The 16,251-nt window shown below is 72.9% G+C and carries 11 protein-coding genes; 7 read left to right on the top strand and 4 right to left on the bottom strand.

Annotation, left to right across the window (positions count from 1 at the left end):
* The first annotated feature begins 124 nt into the window (after nt 1-124).
* A complete protein-coding gene (locus ACH4TL_RS09880; RefSeq protein ID WP_398309211.1) occupies nt 125-1,723 on the top strand; it encodes a PucR family transcriptional regulator in 1,599 nt (532 codons plus the stop codon).
* A 16-nt stretch (nt 1,724-1,739) separates the two neighbouring features.
* On the opposite strand, the gene ACH4TL_RS09875 is transcribed toward ACH4TL_RS09880, so the two are convergent.
* Both ACH4TL_RS09875 and ACH4TL_RS09870 read right to left on the bottom strand, forming a co-directional pair.
* Nucleotides 1,740-4,064 (bottom strand): glycosyl hydrolase family 95 catalytic domain-containing protein, encoded by a 2,325-nt coding sequence (locus tag ACH4TL_RS09875; RefSeq protein ID WP_398309214.1) that lies wholly within the window; start codon nt 4,062-4,064, stop codon nt 1,740-1,742.
* A 165-nt stretch (nt 4,065-4,229) separates the two neighbouring features.
* Nucleotides 4,230-4,538 (bottom strand): hypothetical protein, encoded by a 309-nt coding sequence (locus tag ACH4TL_RS09870; RefSeq protein ID WP_398309218.1) that lies wholly within the window; start codon nt 4,536-4,538, stop codon nt 4,230-4,232.
* 115 nt (nt 4,539-4,653) lie between these two features.
* On the opposite strand from ACH4TL_RS09870, the gene ACH4TL_RS09865 reads away from it, so the two are divergent.
* From ACH4TL_RS09865 to ACH4TL_RS09850, 4 genes are all read left to right on the top strand, one after another.
* Nucleotides 4,654-6,003, top strand: a complete 1,350-nt coding sequence (locus ACH4TL_RS09865) for an SGNH/GDSL hydrolase family protein (RefSeq protein WP_398309221.1) — start codon at nt 4,654-4,656, stop codon at nt 6,001-6,003.
* Between the two features lie 117 nt (nt 6,004-6,120).
* Nucleotides 6,121-7,410: a hypothetical protein gene (locus ACH4TL_RS09860; protein WP_398309224.1), complete on the top strand. Its 1,290-nt coding sequence runs from the start codon at nt 6,121-6,123 to the stop codon at nt 7,408-7,410.
* A 147-nt stretch (nt 7,411-7,557) separates the two neighbouring features.
* Nucleotides 7,558-8,178 (top strand): DUF4255 domain-containing protein, encoded by a 621-nt coding sequence (locus tag ACH4TL_RS09855; protein WP_398309227.1) that lies wholly within the window; start codon nt 7,558-7,560, stop codon nt 8,176-8,178.
* Nucleotides 8,175-10,328, top strand: a complete 2,154-nt coding sequence (locus tag ACH4TL_RS09850; protein WP_398309230.1) for an ATP-binding protein — start codon at nt 8,175-8,177, stop codon at nt 10,326-10,328. Before ACH4TL_RS09855 ends, ACH4TL_RS09850 begins: the two co-directional genes overlap by 4 nt.
* Nucleotides 10,329-10,351: 23 nt before the next feature.
* Here ACH4TL_RS09850 and ACH4TL_RS09845 read toward each other — a convergent pair whose 3' ends face one another.
* A complete protein-coding gene (locus ACH4TL_RS09845) occupies nt 10,352-11,950 on the bottom strand; it encodes a helix-turn-helix domain-containing protein (protein WP_398309233.1) in 1,599 nt (532 codons plus the stop codon).
* A 275-nt stretch (nt 11,951-12,225) separates the two neighbouring features.
* Between ACH4TL_RS09845 and ACH4TL_RS09840 the strand changes: the two genes are divergently transcribed.
* The gene (locus tag ACH4TL_RS09840) at nt 12,226-12,855 is read left to right on the top strand and encodes a LuxR C-terminal-related transcriptional regulator (RefSeq protein ID WP_398309236.1); all 630 of its coding nucleotides are present in this window, start codon (nt 12,226-12,228) and stop codon (nt 12,853-12,855) included.
* Nucleotides 12,856-13,039: 184 nt separating this feature from the next.
* Here the strand turns inward: ACH4TL_RS09840 and ACH4TL_RS09835 are convergent, their stop codons facing one another.
* Nucleotides 13,040-14,389 (bottom strand): ricin-type beta-trefoil lectin domain protein, encoded by a 1,350-nt coding sequence (locus tag ACH4TL_RS09835; RefSeq protein WP_398309239.1) that lies wholly within the window; start codon nt 14,387-14,389, stop codon nt 13,040-13,042.
* Nucleotides 14,390-14,581: 192 nt separating this feature from the next.
* On the opposite strand from ACH4TL_RS09835, the gene ACH4TL_RS09830 reads away from it, so the two are divergent.
* Nucleotides 14,582-16,201: a phage tail sheath family protein gene (locus tag ACH4TL_RS09830; RefSeq protein WP_398309242.1), complete on the top strand. Its 1,620-nt coding sequence runs from the start codon at nt 14,582-14,584 to the stop codon at nt 16,199-16,201.
* Nucleotides 16,202-16,251 lie beyond the last annotated feature (50 nt).

The raw sequence follows: 16,251 nt of genomic DNA, 5'->3' as shown, positions 1-16,251 counted from the left end.
GATGCGTGACCTTATCCACGGTGCACACTGGCCCTGAACCCGTGGATTCGCCCGATGTGAAACCGTCCATTGGACGAATCCGACACCCCGGCGCGGTGCCGCGGGATGAGAGGATCCCTGCCTTGTGACCGAGCACGAACCACCCTCCGTCCCCCTTGGTGTGCTGCTCGCCGATCCCTCGCTGGGGCTGCGCCAGGTCGCCGGACCGGCCGATGACCGGCGCATCGGCACGGTCGGCACCACCGAGATCGAGGACCCCACGCCCTATCTCGTCGGCGGGGAACTCCTGCTCACCGCCGGGGTGCGGCTGCCGCCCGACGCGGACGGCATCGACACCTATGTGGCGCGCGTGGTGGCGGCCGGGGTCGCCGCCCTCGGCTTCGGCGTCGCCCCGGTGCACCAGGAGATACCGGCCGCGCTCGTCGCCTCGTGCGACCGCCACGGGCTGCCCCTGCTGCGGCTGCCGCCCCGGACCCCGTTCGTCGCCGTCGGCCGGGCCGCCTACGCCGCCATCGCCGAGGCCCGCAACCGCGATCTGAAGAAGATCTCGCGGGCGCAGTCGGCCCTCGCCTCGGCCGCCGCCCGTCCCGACGCGCTCCAGGCCGTGCTCACCCAGCTCACCGCCCACACCGGCACCTGGTCGGTGCTCTTCGACGGCCGGGGAAACGAACTGTTCCGCGCGGGCAGCCGTCCCCCGGACCCGGTGCCCGGGCTGCTGCGCGACCTCGCCGTCCGTACGACGTCCCGCCCCCGCACCGGCCGGGACGCGGGCGGGCCGCCGCCTCCCGCGGCGGCGGCCGATCACGACGACGGTGTGCGGCTGACCGTGCACACGCTGCCCGGCGCCGACGGCACCACCACCCTGGCCCTCGGCCAGGCCGCCACGGCCACCACCGAGGCCCTGCCGCTCGTCCACCGCCAGGTGACCAGCACGGCGACCGTCCTGCTGTCGCTGCTCACCAGCCCGCGGCACGCGCTGAACACCGACAGCCACAGCGTCGGGGCGCTGGTGCGGCTCATGCTCGGTGCCACCCCGGCGGAGGTGGCGCCCGCGCTCGTACCCTCCGAGCATCCGGCGCACGACCACTGGATCGTCGTCCACGGGCGGCAGGCCCCCCACCGGTCCGCGCGGGACCGGTCCGCAGCCGGGCCGCGGCGTGCCGAGGACCCCGCGCAGCTCGCCGCCCTCGGCACGGCGCTGGGCACGCCCTATCTGCACATCGAAGGACCGGCCCTGAGAGCGCTCGTCCCCAGTGCGCCGGGCACCCGCGCGCACGCCCCCGCCCAGGCCGCCGCCCTCGGGTGGATCCTCGGCTTCAGCGACCCCGCCGCCGCGGCCGACCTGCCCCGCGCCGACGCCAGAGCCGCACGGGCCCTGCAACGCGCCATCGCCTCCGACGTACCGGCCGTGGTGCACGAGGCCACCGCACCGGCCGTGCACAGCCTCGTCTCGCCCGCCGACGCCCGGGAGTTCGCCCGTGCGCGCTTCGCCGCCCTCGACCGGGCCGGGCCGCCGGGCGCCGACGTCCTGGTCGGCACCCTGCGCACCTGGCTGACGTTCCACGGCAGTTGGGACCGTACGGCCGCCGAGCTGCGGGTCCACCGCAACACCGTACGCCACCGCATGACCCGGGTCGCCGAACTCCTCGGCGCCGACCTCCAGGACCCGGCCGTCCGCATGGACCTCTGGTTCGCCCTGGAGTGGCTTTCCGACGAGGGGTGACCAGGGGGTGTCCCCCCTAGTCCGGCAGCCCCCATGGCTTCGCGTCGCCGACGGCCGGTACGTCGCGCGGGCCCGTTTCGGGGCGAGTGCCGCGCGGGGCGACGACGGCCGTCCCGTCCCGGCGGAGCGGGACCTCGATGCGGCCCGGCCCCGTCTCCCGGTACGGCAGCCGTCTGCCGCGCTCGTCCCGTACGTCGACGGCACCGCGGATGCCGTGGTCCAGCACCAGCGGCGCGCCCGCCTCGCTGTGGACGCGCACCCACCGGGTGCGGCCGCCCGCGCGGTCGGCGTCCACGAGGAACGCGCCCTGGGCGCGCAGGGACTGGACCGAGGCGTCGGGCCAGCGCCGGGACACGGAGGGGAAGACCCGCACCACGCCGCCGTCGCTCTGCACGGCCATGTCCAGCACCGACTGGGTGGCCGTGAGGGGGCTCTCGATGCCGAGGTTGCCGCCCTCGACGTACATGGTGTTCTCGGTCATCCAGGCGTTGTTGATGACATTGCCGCCGGTGAAGTAGGTGAGGAAGTCCAGGGCCTCCTCGGGGCGGTCCATCCGCGAGGCCATCGAGGAGGCGGCGGCGTAGCTGTAACCGGCCCACAGGGCACGGTCCTTGACCCAGTGGTCGAAGGTGGTCCGCATGATGTCGCGGTTGCCGGGCCGGTCCCAGCCCAGTTCGTGCAGCGGGTACAGCCACAGCATGTGGGAGAAGTGGCGGTGGGATTCGGTGAGCGGCTTGCCCGCGCCGATCATGACGCCGGTGGCGTCGCTGGGATAGTCCACCAGGCGCTTCAGGACCTCGCGCCAGCGCGCGGCGCGCGGATGGTCCGTACGGAGGATCCGCAGGCAGTCGAGGAGCGTGGCACAGCCCCAGCGGAGCAGGGACAGGTCGTAGGTGCAGTCCTCGGCGTCCGCCCACTCGGGCGAGCGGGTGAGCGGGAGGTGGAGCTTTCCGTCGGAGCCCTCGTAGAGGAAGTGGTCGTAGAAGTTCACCGCCTTGACGAGGACCGGGTAGAGGACGTCGCGCACGATGCGGGTGTCCATGGTGTGGCGGTAGCTGAGCCAGACGTTGTGCATGGCCCAGATGAGGTTGCCGTTGTTGTCGGTCTTGGTGGCGGTGCCGGGGATGCCGACCGTCTTGGCGCCGGGGCGCAGCATCCAGTCGGAGGGGTGGGCGAGGGCGTAGGTCTGCCCGTCCTGGTACTCCGGCGGCACGGAGAGCGGCAGGTTCTTCTCGAAGGTCTTGAAGGTGGAGGTGACGGAGTCGAGTTCGGGGTGGTTGGAGCCCTGGATCAGCCAGGTGGCGATCTGCACGTTGAGGTTCCACCACACGGCGGTCCAGCTGCCGCCGGTCTCCGGATACCACGGACCCCATTCGGACATCGAGGGGCCGTCGGCGCGGGTGGCGCAGGCCGCCTTGTAGAGCTGGATCCAGTAGAAGTCCTGGAGCCGCTTGTCGGGTACGGACAGCAGGCTGCGCCGGTAGAAGCGGTGCCACCAGGCGCGGTGTTCGCGCACCAGTTCTTCGGGGTCGGCGGACAGCGTACGGGCCACTTCGGCGACGGCCAGCCCGGTGGTGCGCGACAGCTCGCCGGGATGGCGGTAGACGATGTGCGCGGCGAGCAGTCTGCCGGTGCCGACGCGCCGTTCGCGCCACGCGGTGGTCCAGCCGCCGCCCGCGATCAGCGGCTGCTCCACGTATCCGGTGTCGCCCGCGTGGCCGGTGCGGGGGTCGGGGTTGCCCGTGTAGTCGGCGGGCTTGTCCTTGGTGCGCGGCGAGGCGGCGGGCAGCCAGGTGAACGACCAGGCCGCCGCGGTCTCGCCCGCGCTGGGCCGGGTGGAGATCAGCAGCGCGGTACGGGAGTTGTGCACCAGCATCGAGAAGCGGACGCTGCCCCGGGTGGTGGTGACGGTGCCGCGCAGCTCGGCGTCCCAGAGGTCGAGGGTCCAGTCGACGCCGGTCACCTCCCCGGCCAGGATGAGGTCGAAGTGGCCGATGGGCAGCCGGGAGAAGCCGTACGGGGCGCGCCACTGCGGCCGCTGGTCCTGCACCTGGCCGTGGCTGACCATGACCTTCACGGAGTTGGGCGTGGCGCCCCGGTAGACCTGGACGCCGAGCAGTCCGTTGGCGAGGAAGGGCCCGTCCTTCCAGTCGCCCGGCATCCGCCGCCACCGCAAGGCGGCGGCCCTGACCACGCGTTCGGTGAGGTCTCCCGCCCCGTTCGGCTGCTGGGGCGCGGCCCAAGCGGTGCCGGATCCCGCCAGCCAGCCCGCGGCGCCGACGGCGGCCGCCGAGCCGATCACACCTCTTCGAGAGATCCCGTTCCCTGTCGTCGGGGTCACGTATGTGCCTCCCATACCTGGTGGTGAACTACCCGGCATGGTGCAGGGGTTGGAGCAGCTAGGGAAGACCTCCGACGTATCGGAATTCCACGCGTTCCATCTACGCAGGTGAATGAGGCGTGCGCGATCGCAGCACAACGAGAGGGGTGCCAGTCAACCGATCTCTCAGCCGCTGACCATGAAGAGGAGAGCGACCACACCCCCGAAGCCGACACCGCCGAGAGCGGTTCCGGCGATGGCCGTCCACAGACGGCCCGCGCCGCGGCGGGCGTGGTGGATGCCCATGGCGCCGAGGGCGACGGCGAGGCCCCCCGCGATGGGCACCAGAGGGAGGGTGAAGGACAGCAGCATGGACGGCAGTACCCCGACGATGGCGAGGACACCGACGACGGAGAAGACACCGAGGACCAGTGCGGTCGGGCCCAGCGCGACGGCGGGCGTGTCGGTACGGCGGGTCGCGGTCGGCTCGGCCATGAGTGTCCCTCCCCCGGAACGGGCTCACGTGACGTACCGATCGTAGCGGGGGTACCGCGGCACCCCGGTGGGCAGGGTGGGTGGGTCAAGTCCCCGTGCTGGAAAGGACGTTGTCGTGCGAGGAATTCTTCGAAGACTTGGTCCGCTGGTGGCGGTTCTCCTCACCGTGGCGCTGGTGTCCGTCGCCCAGGGTGCGGAGCGGAGCCGGGCGGGCGGCGCGTCCGCCGGCGAGGGAAGCGGGCCGCGTCCGGGCGGCCACTGGGTGGGGACCTGGACGTCCATGCCGCAGCTGACCGAGCCGGGCAACATGCCGCCCCCGCCGTACACCCAGGACGGCGCGGTGTTCGCCGACAGCACCCTGCGGCAGACCGTGCACCTCTCGGTGGGCGGCCGTCAGCTGCGGCTCCGTTTCTCCAACGCCTTCGGCGGCGCGCCCCTGCCCATCTCCCGCGTCTCCGTGGCCCTCCCCGAGGGCGGCGGGGCCGGGGTGAGCGCGATCGAACCGGGCAGCTCCCGGCCCGTCACCTTCGACGGCCGTGCCGCCACGACGGTGCCGACGGGCGCGCTGGTGGTCTCCGACCCCCTCGACCTCCGGCTGCGGCCCGGCACGAACCTCACGGTGACGATGTACCTGGCCACCGGACAGCAGTCGACGGCCATCACCTCCCACCCCGGCTCGCGCACCGCCTCCCACATGCTGCGCGGCGACCATGCCGACGCCACGGACCTGCCCGGCGCGGCCTCGGTCGAGCACTGGTACTTCCTGAGCGGCGTCGAGGTGTGGTCACCGGCGCGCACCCGGGCCACCGCCGTGCTGGGCGACTCGCTCACCGACGGCCGGGGCTCCACCAGCAACCACAACGACCGCTGGACGGACCAGCTGACGGCCCGTCTGCGCGCCGACCACAGGACGGCCGACACCGCGGTGCTCAACCAGGCGGCGGGCGGAAACCGGATCCTCCAGGACGGGCTGGGCCCGAACGGCCTGGCCCGGCTGGACCGTGACGTGCTGGCGCAGAGCGGTGTCACCTCGCTGGTGGTCTTCGAGGGCATCAACGACATCGGCACCGCGCCCGCCACCCCCGACGCACAGCGGGACGTGGCCGACCGGCTCATCTCCGCCTACGGCCAGATCGTCGTGCGCGCGCACGCGCAGGGAATCCGCGTCTACGGCGCCACCCTCACGCCGTTCGGCGGCAACACGCCCTACGACGACGCGGCGGGCCACCGCGAAACGGCCCGGCAGCGGGTCAACGACTGGATACGGACCAGCGGCCGCTTCGACGCCGTCGTCGACCTGGACCGGGCGACCCGGGACACGGCCGATCCGGGCCGCCTGCGCCCGGACCTCGACACGGGCGACCATCTGCATCTCAACCCCGCGGGCTACCGCGTGATCGCCGACGCCTTTCCGCTGCGCCTCTTCCTGAACCGGCCGCTGCCAAGGGAGTTCGGCCGCCACTGACGCCACGCGCGGCGGCCCCGGTTCCTTGCTGTGTCCCGTTCCCTTCCCGTACGAATGAACGACCCCGCGCCCGTCGGCGCAGGACGAACGAACACACGGCGAATCAGGAGCGCACGCATGCACAGCGACCGCACGGTCGAGGCCAGGACGTCCGGAAAGCAGGGCCCGCTGTCGCGCCGGTGGTTCCTGGGTGTCTCCGGTGCGGCCCTCCTCACAGCGGGCTGCAAGGACACCGGCGGCAAGACCGGGAGCGGCAAGTCCGAGAGCGGCGAGAACACATCCGAGCGCGAGGCCGTCGTCCCGAGCGGCGCGCTGGGGGCCAACTTCAACGAGGACCCCTCCACCATGGACTTCTCCATGCTGGAGGGCCTCTCCGCGGGCTGGCTGCGCGGGTTCGTACCCATGCCGGACCTCGACGAGACCCCCGCCCGGGAACAGGACACCGTCAAGACGCTCCTGAGCGCGCACGACCAGGGGTACGGCACGGTCCTGTCGCTGAAGTTCCCCTACAACCACCGCCCGATGCCCGCCGTGGACAGCGCGGACATGGACGCCGAACTGGCGCGGGTGGACAAGGTGCTGGACGCCGCCATGGACAAGGCGGACATCCTCGCGCTCGCCAACGAGCCCTTCATCGAGAGCCTGAAGAAGGACCACGACGACGGAACGCTGAACGCCTTCTACGAGAAGGTCGCGCAGCACGTCATCGCCTACCGCAAGAAGCACTTCGGGGAGCGCTGCCGGACCCGCCTGTACATGGGCTCCCTCAACCACCTCGACAAGCCCGACTGGCGTACGTCGGCGACCGATCGCTGGATGGAGTTCACCCGCAAGACCCCGGAGATCGAGGGCGTGGACATCCACCCGCACGTGGCCGCCATCGAGGACTCGCAGAAGTACCTGGACTACATCCTTCCCAAGCTCCGCCACGACCAGAAGTTCCTGGTCACCGAGTTCTCCCTGGTCCTGTGGTGGAAGGAGCACATGAGCGACACCATCCCCGCCGAGTTCGCCCGGCGCTACAAGCTGCCCGCGGACACCAAGGTGTGGCAGGTGATCAAGCAGGCGACCGAGCACCCCTTCACACAAACGAAGTGGCACGACTTCCTGTCGATGAGCCCGTGGTACGAGACCCACAAGCACTTCCTGCGGAACCAGGTCCAGAAGTTCCGTGACACGGGACAGCTCGCCGTGGCCACCTACGGCGTGGCGCAGGCGCCCGCGATGGTGAAGGACTTCGGGCCCAAGAAGCCGCCGTGGCTGCTGAACAGCCTGTACTCCAACCTGACCGTCCAGGAGGGCGAGGGCGGGAAGCCCGCGCAGAGCTACGGCTTCTTCGACGACTTCCGCGCCCTGCAACGCGCCGAGGACCGCCGCCCGGTGCGCACGGCCGAAACGACGACGTGAGCCGACCGCGCGGACACCGGCCGCTGCCCCCGATGGGGAACGCGCGCACATGGTGAACCCCGCGGAATGACACGCAGGATGGCTGCCCACGGGCCGGTGCCACGGTCCGCGGGCAGGACGTACCACCGGCGTGAGGAGCGGCAGCACGTGATCCATGAGATCGACGAGGCGCTGCGCGGGCTCCTGCGGACGCCCCTCTCGGGTTCGGGCGCCGAACTGGTCTTGGACGCGCCCACCCGGGAGTGGGCCGCACGGCGCACCGGACCCGCGGTCAACGCCTATCTTTACGACATCCGGGAAGAGCTGTCCCGCCGGGAGCGGGGCCCGGTGGCGCTGCGGGACGACCGCGGCGTCGTGGTCAAACACCGGCACCCGTACCGGTGGTTCCGGCTCTCCTACCTGGTCACGGCGTGGACGGCCAACCCGCAGGACGAACACCGGCTGCTGTCGGCCGTACTGGGGTGCCTGCTGCGCAACGAGTTCCTTCCGCCGGAGGCGCTGGGCGGTGTGCTGGCGGAGCTGGGCGTCCCGGTGCCGGTGAGCGCGGCCGTGCCGCCGGCGGAGTCGCGGTCCATCGCGGACGTCTGGTCGGCGCTGGGAGGCGAGTTGAAGCCGTCCCTGGACGTGGTCGTGACGACCCCGTTCCCGGTGTCGCCGGAGTTCGAGGCCGCGCCTCCGGTCACGCAGGCAGGGGTCCGGGTCCGCAGCACGACCGGATCGCCGGACGACTCGGGCTTGCGCACCGGCCCCCGCCGGGAGCTGTCATGACCGCCGCCGCGGGTCCCGATCCGGCCGGTCCGCTGCTGGCGCGGCTGGCGCTGCTGCGCGAGCGGATCGCGGCGCTCGTGGCGCGGCGGGGCGAGGGCGACCCGACGGCGGACGACCCCATGCGGGGCCTCTACGTATCGCCGGAGGCGGCCCACCATCTGCTCCACGCGCCGCCGGTCAGGGAACAGGTGGCGGACGAGGACGCCTACGCACCCCTGCTGCGCGGGCAGGCCCCGGAGCGGACCGGACGTGACCGGGTGGCCGAGGTGGCGGCGCGGTTCGGGCTGCTGCCGCTGGATGTGCACATCCTGCTGGTGGCCGTCGCGCCCGAGGTCGACCGGTCCCTGGAGCCCCTGTACGGCTATCTCAACGACGACGTGGGCCGCCGGCGCGCCTGCGTCTCCCTCGCCGTCGAACTCGCCGGGTTGCCCGCGCACTCGGCCGCGGCCCGGGCGCGCTTCCACCCCTCCGCTCCCCTGGTGCGGCACCAGCTGCTGGACGTCGCCGACGAGGACCGGCCGCTGCCCGGCCGGGGCTTGCGGGTGCCGGAGCGGGTGGTCGCCCATCTGCTCGGGGACGACGCCCCGACCGGCGAACTGCTCGGCGCCGTGGCGGTGTCGGAGGCTTCCGGCGCCGGGCGGGAGCGGCAGGGTGATTCCGGCGGTGAGTTCTTTCCCCGGCTCGCCGGGCTGGCCGTTCGGGTCAGGGACGAGGGCTCCGCGACGTCCGCGGACCTCCCGGCGGTGGTCCACGTACGCGAGGCCGGGCCCGCGGCCGTGTCCGGCCCGGCGATCACGGCGCTGAACGACGCCGGGCTGCCCGTACTGCGCCTCGATCCGTCCGCCCGGTCCGCCGACGCGGTGGCGGGGCTGACCGGTCCGCTCCTGCGCGAGGCGCGGCTGCGGGGCGCGGGTGTGGTGGCCGGGCCGCTTCCGAGGGAGGCGGGGGCGCTGGTGCGGGCGTTGTGCGCGGCGGCGCCGGGCGAAGCCGCCCCGGACGCCGGGGCCGAGGCAGCGCCCGGCACCGTCTCCGACGGGCCCTCGGCGGCGCCGGTTCCGGTCGTCCTGTTCGGCCCGCATCCGTTCGACCCGGGCTGGACCTCCGTACCCGTACCGTCCTTCGACGCCCCGGACACCGGGGCGGCCCCGGATGCCTGGGCGGACGCGGTCCCGGCTGACGAGACGGCCGGGTTCGACCTCGCGGCCGCCGTCTCCGCCTACCGCCTCGACCCGGAACGGGCCGGGCGGGCGGTGACGGCCGCCCGGGGGCTCGCCGCGCTGGACGGCGGGCGGCTGACCGCCGACCACGTACAGCGCGCGGCGCGCCAGCAGTCCGCGCCCGCCCTCGAACGCCACGCCCGGCGCGTGGAACCCGGCGTGGACTGGTCCGATCTGGTGCTGCCCGACGAGCCGCTGGAGCGGCTGCGCGAGCTGGTGTCCCGGGCGCGCCACCGCGAACGGGTCCTGCGGGAGTGGCGGCTGCGCCCGGGCGGCGGGCGCGGCCGCGGTGTGGTGGCCCTGTTCACGGGCGAGTCGGGCACGGGGAAGACGCTCTCGGCGGAGGTGGTGGCCGCCGAGCTGGGGCTGGACCTCTACGTCGTGGACCTGTCGGCGCTCGTGGACAAGTACATCGGCGAGACCGAGAAGAACCTCGAACGTGTCTTCGCGGAGGCCGACCGGACCGATGCGGTCCTGCTGTTCGACGAGGCGGACGCGGTGTTCGGCAAGCGCGGTGAGGTGAAGGACGCGCACGACCGGTACGCGAACCTGGAGAGCGCGTATCTGCTCCAGCGGCTGGAGTCCTTCCACGGCATCGCCGTGCTCACCAGCAACTTCCGGGGGAACATCGACGAGGCGTTCACCCGGCGCCTCGATCTCGTCGTCGACTTCCCGTTCCCCGATGCCGAACACCGCCTCGCTCTGTGGCAGGGCTTCCTCAAGGACGCCCCGTGCGCGCCGGATCTGGAACTGCGGCGCTGCGCCGCCGAGTTCGAGCTGGCGGGCGGCGGAATCCGCGGCGCGGCGGTCACCGCGGGCTACCGCGCGGCCGCCCGGGGTTCCGCGCTGAGCACGGACGACGTGCTGGAGGGCGCGCGGCGCGAGTACCGGAAGGCGGGACGCCTCGTCGTGAGCGGTGGCGCCCTGTACTGACGGCCCACCGCCGGGAAGACCGCTCAGCGGTGCGGCTTCGTCCGGTGGACTCCGCACGCCCCGGGCCGTGTCTGCCCGGCGGCGGCACGCGTACGGGGCGGTCCGGGGCCCGGTGCGGCGCGCGCTTCCGGGAGGGCGCCGGGCCCCTCCGGTGGTACGGGCGGGGCGACGGCGTGCGGGTCAGCCGCCGCGCCGGGACGCGCCTGTTCCCGTCTCAGCCAGCGGAGGGCGAGTGCGATCTCCTCGGCGTCGGCGTCGCGTGACCTGTCCGCCGCCACCAGCCGCCGCACATAGCCGTGTAAGGCCATGCGCAGGGCCGCGGTGCCGGGTTCGGCCAGCCGTTCACGGGCGTAGAGACGCAGCAGGTCGTGGAGTCGGTACCGGCCGGACGTGGCTGCGGGCTCCACGAGCCCCAGGTCCGCCAGCTCTTCCAGCGCGGCCACCGCGCCGCGCCGGTCGCATCCGGAGGCCGCCGCGATCACGCGGGCGCCGAAGTTCGCCGTCTGGACGAGGCCGAGCCGGTCGAAGACGGTCCGCGTGCCCGGGCTGAGCTTGCGGCGGGAGCGCGCGAAGGCGGCGGTGACCGCCAGGTCGCCGGAGCGCAGCCGGGTCAGCCGCCGGCCCTCGTCCCGCAGCTCGTCGGCGAGCGGGGCCAGGCCCCACGGGGGGCGCGCAGCGAGCCGGTTGGACACGATGCGCAGCGCGAGGGGCAGATGTCCGCACAGCTCCGCGAGGTCCCGGGCCGCGCCGGGTTCGGCCCGCAGCCGGGCGCTGCCCACACCCTGGCGCAGCAGGTCCAGGGACTCCTCCGGGGTCATCGGGCCGGGCCGCAGGCGGACGACACCGTGCAGACCGCTGAGCGGCCGGCGGGAGGTGACCAGCGCGAGACTGCGCGGTCCCACCGGCAGCAGGGGGCGCACCTGGGCTTCGTCCGCCGCGTCGTCGAGGAGGACGAGGACCGACCGCTCGCGGGTCACGGACCGGTACAGCGCTTCCCGCTCCGCCCCGTCGGCGGGAATGTGCCCGGCGGGCAGTCCCAGGGTGCGCAGCAGGGAGCCGAGCAGATGCTCGGGACTCGGCGGCGCGTCCCGCGTGCCCCTGAGGTCGAGCGCCAGCTGTCCGTCGGGGAACAGCGGGGCGGCATCCTCGGCGGCCCGTACGGACAGCGTGCTCTTGCCGGTTCCCGGCTGCCCCGAGACGACGCAGGCCGCCGTCTCGGCGAGCGCGCCCCCGGACGCGCGCTCGGCGAGGTCGCGCACGGTGCGCAGTTCGGCGGTGCGGCCGGTGAAGCCGGCGAACCGGCCCGGCAGGGTGCAGGGGCCGCCGGGTCCGGGGGCGTCCGGCGCGCTCCGCCGACCCGTCAGGGCGCGGTACTCGCGGTCGTCCAGGCCCAGCGCGTCGGCCAGCTGTCTCAGGGTTCTCCGCTGGGGGCTGCGGCTGCGGCCGCCTTCGATGTCGCGGAGCCCGCGGACGCTGACGCCCGCCTCCTCCGCGAGGTCCCGCTGGGTGAGACCGACGGCCTCACGCCACTCCCGGACCAGATCACCGAGGGGCGCGCGGGCCGCCTCCGCTTCCCCGCGCCTCGCTCCCCCGTCCTCCCCTGTGCGTTCATGCCCGACCATGTGTCCTTCATCCACCCCGTCGCGACATCTTGCTGGCACCCTCGTCGGCTCTTGTCCACCGAACAGGTGAGTTCTCGTCACTCTAACGCGAGGAGATGACGCCGCCCCGGGCATACCCACGCCGACCGGCAGTAATCGGCGGCGTTCTGCCGCAGACTGCCGGTCGCACTGCCTGCTCGTTGCATTGACCATGTGGTTGCCTGGCAGTGTCCCGCAGGCCACGGGACCCGACCTGAGTGAGACACCACACCAAACGGGGAGAGTGAACGAAAGCGATGCCGACACACGTCACATCACCGCCCATCGAAGTGGCGGTCCAGGCCGCGGACCCGGTGTCCCGGGCCGGAGCGGTGGAACTCATCCGCCACCAGCCGGACGTCGAGGTGAACCCGCGAGGCGACGCATCGGTGACGGTGCTGCTGGTGGAGTCCGTCGACGAGGAGACCCTCGGCACACTGCGCCGCCTGGTCCGGAGCGGGACACGGGTGGTCCTCGTCGCCCACGCTCTGCGCGAAGCGGAAATGCTCACCGTGGTGGAGTGCGGAGTGTCCGCCGTCCTGTGGCGGCACGAGGCGACCGGGGAACGCCTGTCCCGCGTGGCGCGCTCGGCCCACCGTGGGGACGGCGACCTTCCCCCTGACCTCGTCGGACGGCTGCTGGAGCGGCTCGGGCAACTCCAGCGCAGCGCCTCACAGGGAACGGCCGCCCCGGCGACCGGCCTGACCGCCCGTGAGGTCGATGTGCTGCGGCTGGTGGCAGAGGGCCTGGAGACCCGGGAGATCGCGACCAAGATGGCGTACTCGGAACGCACGGTGAAGAGTGTGCTGCACGACATGATGACGCGGCAGCTGCTGCGCAACCGCGCGCACGCCGTGGCGTACGCGCTGCGCGAGGGCTATATCTGAGGGCCCCGGTACCGGCTCCGCCCCTGAGCGGGTGCCTTGTCGATCAGGCCGGATCAGCGAGCGGCGTCCGGTGCGGGGGGGGCACCTCCCAGCGGTGAATGGGTGAGGCGCGGAGCGCGGGGCCGCGAGGTGCCGTGCCGGGCGCGACGGGCGCCCGGCAGGACATCCCCTGAGACCGGGCGCATTACGCGGGAAGGTCCCACTTCTGGTTGTCGTGCCCGGTGCAGTCCCACAGCTCGAGCTTCGTCGTGTTGTCGTCCTTGCCCCCTGTGGGGTCCACGCACTTGCCCGACTGCGGATTCACCAAGGTGTGTCCCTTGGTGTACTGGAACTGCTGGGCCGGCTCCCCGTTGCAGCGGGCGAGCTGGACGACCGTGCCGTTCTCCCGGCTGCCGTTGGCCGCGTCCATGCACTTGCCCAGCGACCGGATGGTGCCGTTCTTCTCCATGGTCCACTTCTGCCCGTCCGGACCCTTCGGCTTGCAGTCGAAGATCTGCAATTGCGGGAGTCGTTCTGGGTCGGCGCTGCCGGGGACCTCGATGCACCGCTTCGACGTCACACCCACGATCGTGCCCGTCCTGGGCTGCTCTTCCTTCTTCTCGCCACCCGAGGGCGCGGCCGGGGCCGGCGGCGGAGCGGCGGGAGGCGGCGGTGTGGTCTTGGGCGTCTTCGGAAGCTCCTGCTTCTCGTCGCCGCTCTTGTCGTCGCTCTTGTCGCCGCCGTCGTCGTCGCTCTTGTCGCCGCCGTCGTGCACGGGCTCGTGCGTCGCGCTGGCGACCTGCCGGGCCTGGCTGGCGGGGGTCCGGTCGATCGAGAGCCACAGGCCGACGAACGCCACGGCGAGGACCAGGGCGAAGGCGCCGAGCCCGAACAGCCAGCGCGGGAAGACCGGCCGCTGCACGAACGTGCCCGCCACGTCGATCGGAGTGGCGGCCGACCGCTGCACCGCGACGGTCAGGGCGTGGCTCTCCTTCTGCCCCGTCCACAGGATGTTCGAGGGCCGCAGCCCCACCTTCACGAACGCCGCGCGGCCCGGCTCGATCTGCACGGCGCCCGGACGTACGTCGAACTCCAGGGCGCTGCCCTGGTCCCGGCCGGACAGGGAAGCGGTCAGCTTGGTGTTGCCGTAGTTGTCCACCGCCAGCTTGGGCCTCGCCCGGAATCGGCCTCGGGTGGTGGGCGGCAGCAGTTCCGCCTTCGCCTCCACGAACGGCGCGATGGTGAGGTTGCCCTCGACCACCGTCGTCAGCTCGGGGTTCTCAGTCGGCACGATCTGCACGCCGTACGGGTTCGCGCCGGCGTGGGCCTCGGGCGAACGGGGCGGGGAGAAGGTCAGCTCCACACTCCCCGTCGCCCCCGGGTACAGCCGCAACGTGGCCGGTTCCACCGAGCACCACAGGCTCGGGTCACCCACCGGTACGACGCGGTACTCCTCGACGACGTCCGCCGTGTTGCGCAGCCGCAGCGTGACCGTGGTGCTGCCACCGGCCTCTACCGGGGCGGATTCGGGTTCCAGGGAAGTCCAGATGCTCACGCCCCGCACGCTAGGAGGCGCACACGGCGCCGTCACCGCACGCGGGGGAAGCACCGCGGGAAGCCCGCGGGGACCGCGGGGACGCCCGCCGCCGCCCCGGGCCCTGCACCCCCATACCTCGCCCCGCGCCCGCCGAACGTCCACGCTGGGCTGCGCAGTCTCGTACACCGCCTTGTCCTTCGAGGAGCACGCATGCCCACGTACCTGTCCCCCGGCGTCTACGTCGAGGAGGTCGCCGGTGGCTCACGTCCCATCGAGGGGGTGGGCACCTCGGTCGCCGCCTTCGTCGGGCTGGCGCCGAAGGGCCCGCTCGACGAGCCCACGCTGGTGACCAACTGGTCCCAGTACGTGGCGGCGTTCGGCGAGTTCACGGACGGGTACTACCTGGCGCACTCCGTCTACGGCTTCTTCAACAACGGCGGCTCCGCGGCGTACGTGGTCCGCGTGGGCGGCTCCGCGGACGACCAGGGTGCCCAGGAGGGGCGCCCTGCCGCGTCCCAGCGTGCCCCGGAACACGCCCCGGCGCAGATCACGGTGGGCGAGCCGGCCACGCTCGGCGGCTTCAAGGTGGCGGCCGTGGCCGCCGGTTCGGCGAGCGACGACGGTTCGCTGACCGTCGAGGTGGCGCACCCCGAGGGGGAGGGGCCCGCGGACCGCTTCACGCTCAACGTCAAGGACGGTGACCGTACGGCCGAGACGTTCGAGGTGAGCGCGAAGAAGACCTCGCGCAACTACGTCGTCAGCCAGGTCAAGGAGCGTTCCAAGCTCATCGCCGTGGAAGAGGCCACGCAGGGCGGGCAGCTCGCCCGGCCCGACGCGCAGAGCACCGTCCTGGCCGCGCCCGTCAAGGAGAAGTCCCCCGCCACCGCGTCGCGCGGGGGCGCGCCCGCGCCGGAGGGGAGCGCGAGCGCGTCCCGGTACATCGGTGACCCCACCGACCGCACCGGCTTCGGCGGCCTGGAGGCCCTGGACGAGATCAGCATGGTCGCCGCCCCTGACCTGATGGCGGCCTACCAGAGCGGCGCCCTGGACCTGGACACCGTCAAGGCCGTGCAGCTCGCGATGATCTCCCACTGTGAGCAGATGGGCGACCGGATGGCCGTCATCGACCCGCCTCCCGGGCTCAACGCGCGCCAGGTCCGCGAGTGGCGGCAGGACACCGCGGGCTACGACTCCCGGTACGCCGCCCTCTACTACCCCTGGATCAACATCTTCGACCCGTCCACGGGTCAGGGCCGCACCGTCCCGCCGAGCGGCCACATCGCCGGGGTGTGGGCGCGCAACGACTCCGAGCGCGGTGTGCACAAGGCCCCGGCGAACGAGATCCTGCGCGGCGCCGTCGACCTCGAACTGCAGATCACCCGCGGCGAGCAGGACCTGCTCAACCCCATCGGTGTGAACTGCGTCCGCGCCTTCGCGGGGCGCGGCATCCGCATCTGGGGCGCGCGCACGCTCTCCTCGGACCCGGCCTGGCGCTACCTGAACGTGCGCCGCTACTTCAACTACCTGGAGGAGTCGATCCTCGTCGGCACCCAGTGGGTGGTGTTCGAGCCCAACGACCAGGCGCTGTGGGCCCGGATCCGGCGCAACATCTCCGCGTTCCTGGTGAACGAGTGGCGCGAGGGCGCGCTGTTCGGGGCGAGCCCGGAAGAGGCGTTCTACGTCAAGTGCGACGAGGAGACCAACCCGCAGGAGTCCGTCGACGTGGGCCGGGTGGTCTGCGAGATCGGCATCGCGCCGGTGAAGCCCGCCGAGTTCGTGGTCTTCCGGCTGGCCCAGTTCTCCGGTGGCGGCGGCGAGCTCGACGAGTAACGGCCGACGAGCCGTTCGCACCCACCGCCCCACCCACAACGAAGCAGAGG

It is taken from the genome of Streptomyces sp. NPDC021115, from assembly GCF_044333065.1.
GTDB lineage: Bacteria > Actinomycetota > Actinomycetes > Streptomycetales > Streptomycetaceae > Streptomyces.
This window is presented reverse-complemented; position numbering and strand designations above follow the sequence as displayed.

Bases quoted from the DNA above. Each gene is read 5' to 3' on its own strand.
- ACH4TL_RS09870 (WP_398309218.1), bottom strand. From the start codon at position 4,538: ATGGCCGAGCCGACCGCGACCCGCCGTACCGACACGCCCGCCGTCGCG.
- ACH4TL_RS09860 (WP_398309224.1), top strand. From the start codon at position 6,121: ATGCACAGCGACCGCACGGTCGAGGCCAGGACGTCCGGAAAGCAGGGC.
- ACH4TL_RS09850 (WP_398309230.1), top strand. From the start codon at position 8,175: ATGACCGCCGCCGCGGGTCCCGATCCGGCCGGTCCGCTGCTGGCGCGG.
- ACH4TL_RS09845 (WP_398309233.1), bottom strand. From the start codon at position 11,950: ATGGTCGGGCATGAACGCACAGGGGAGGACGGGGGAGCGAGGCGCGGG.
- ACH4TL_RS09840 (WP_398309236.1), top strand. From the start codon at position 12,226: ATGCCGACACACGTCACATCACCGCCCATCGAAGTGGCGGTCCAGGCC.
- ACH4TL_RS09830 (WP_398309242.1), top strand. From the start codon at position 14,582: ATGCCCACGTACCTGTCCCCCGGCGTCTACGTCGAGGAGGTCGCCGGT.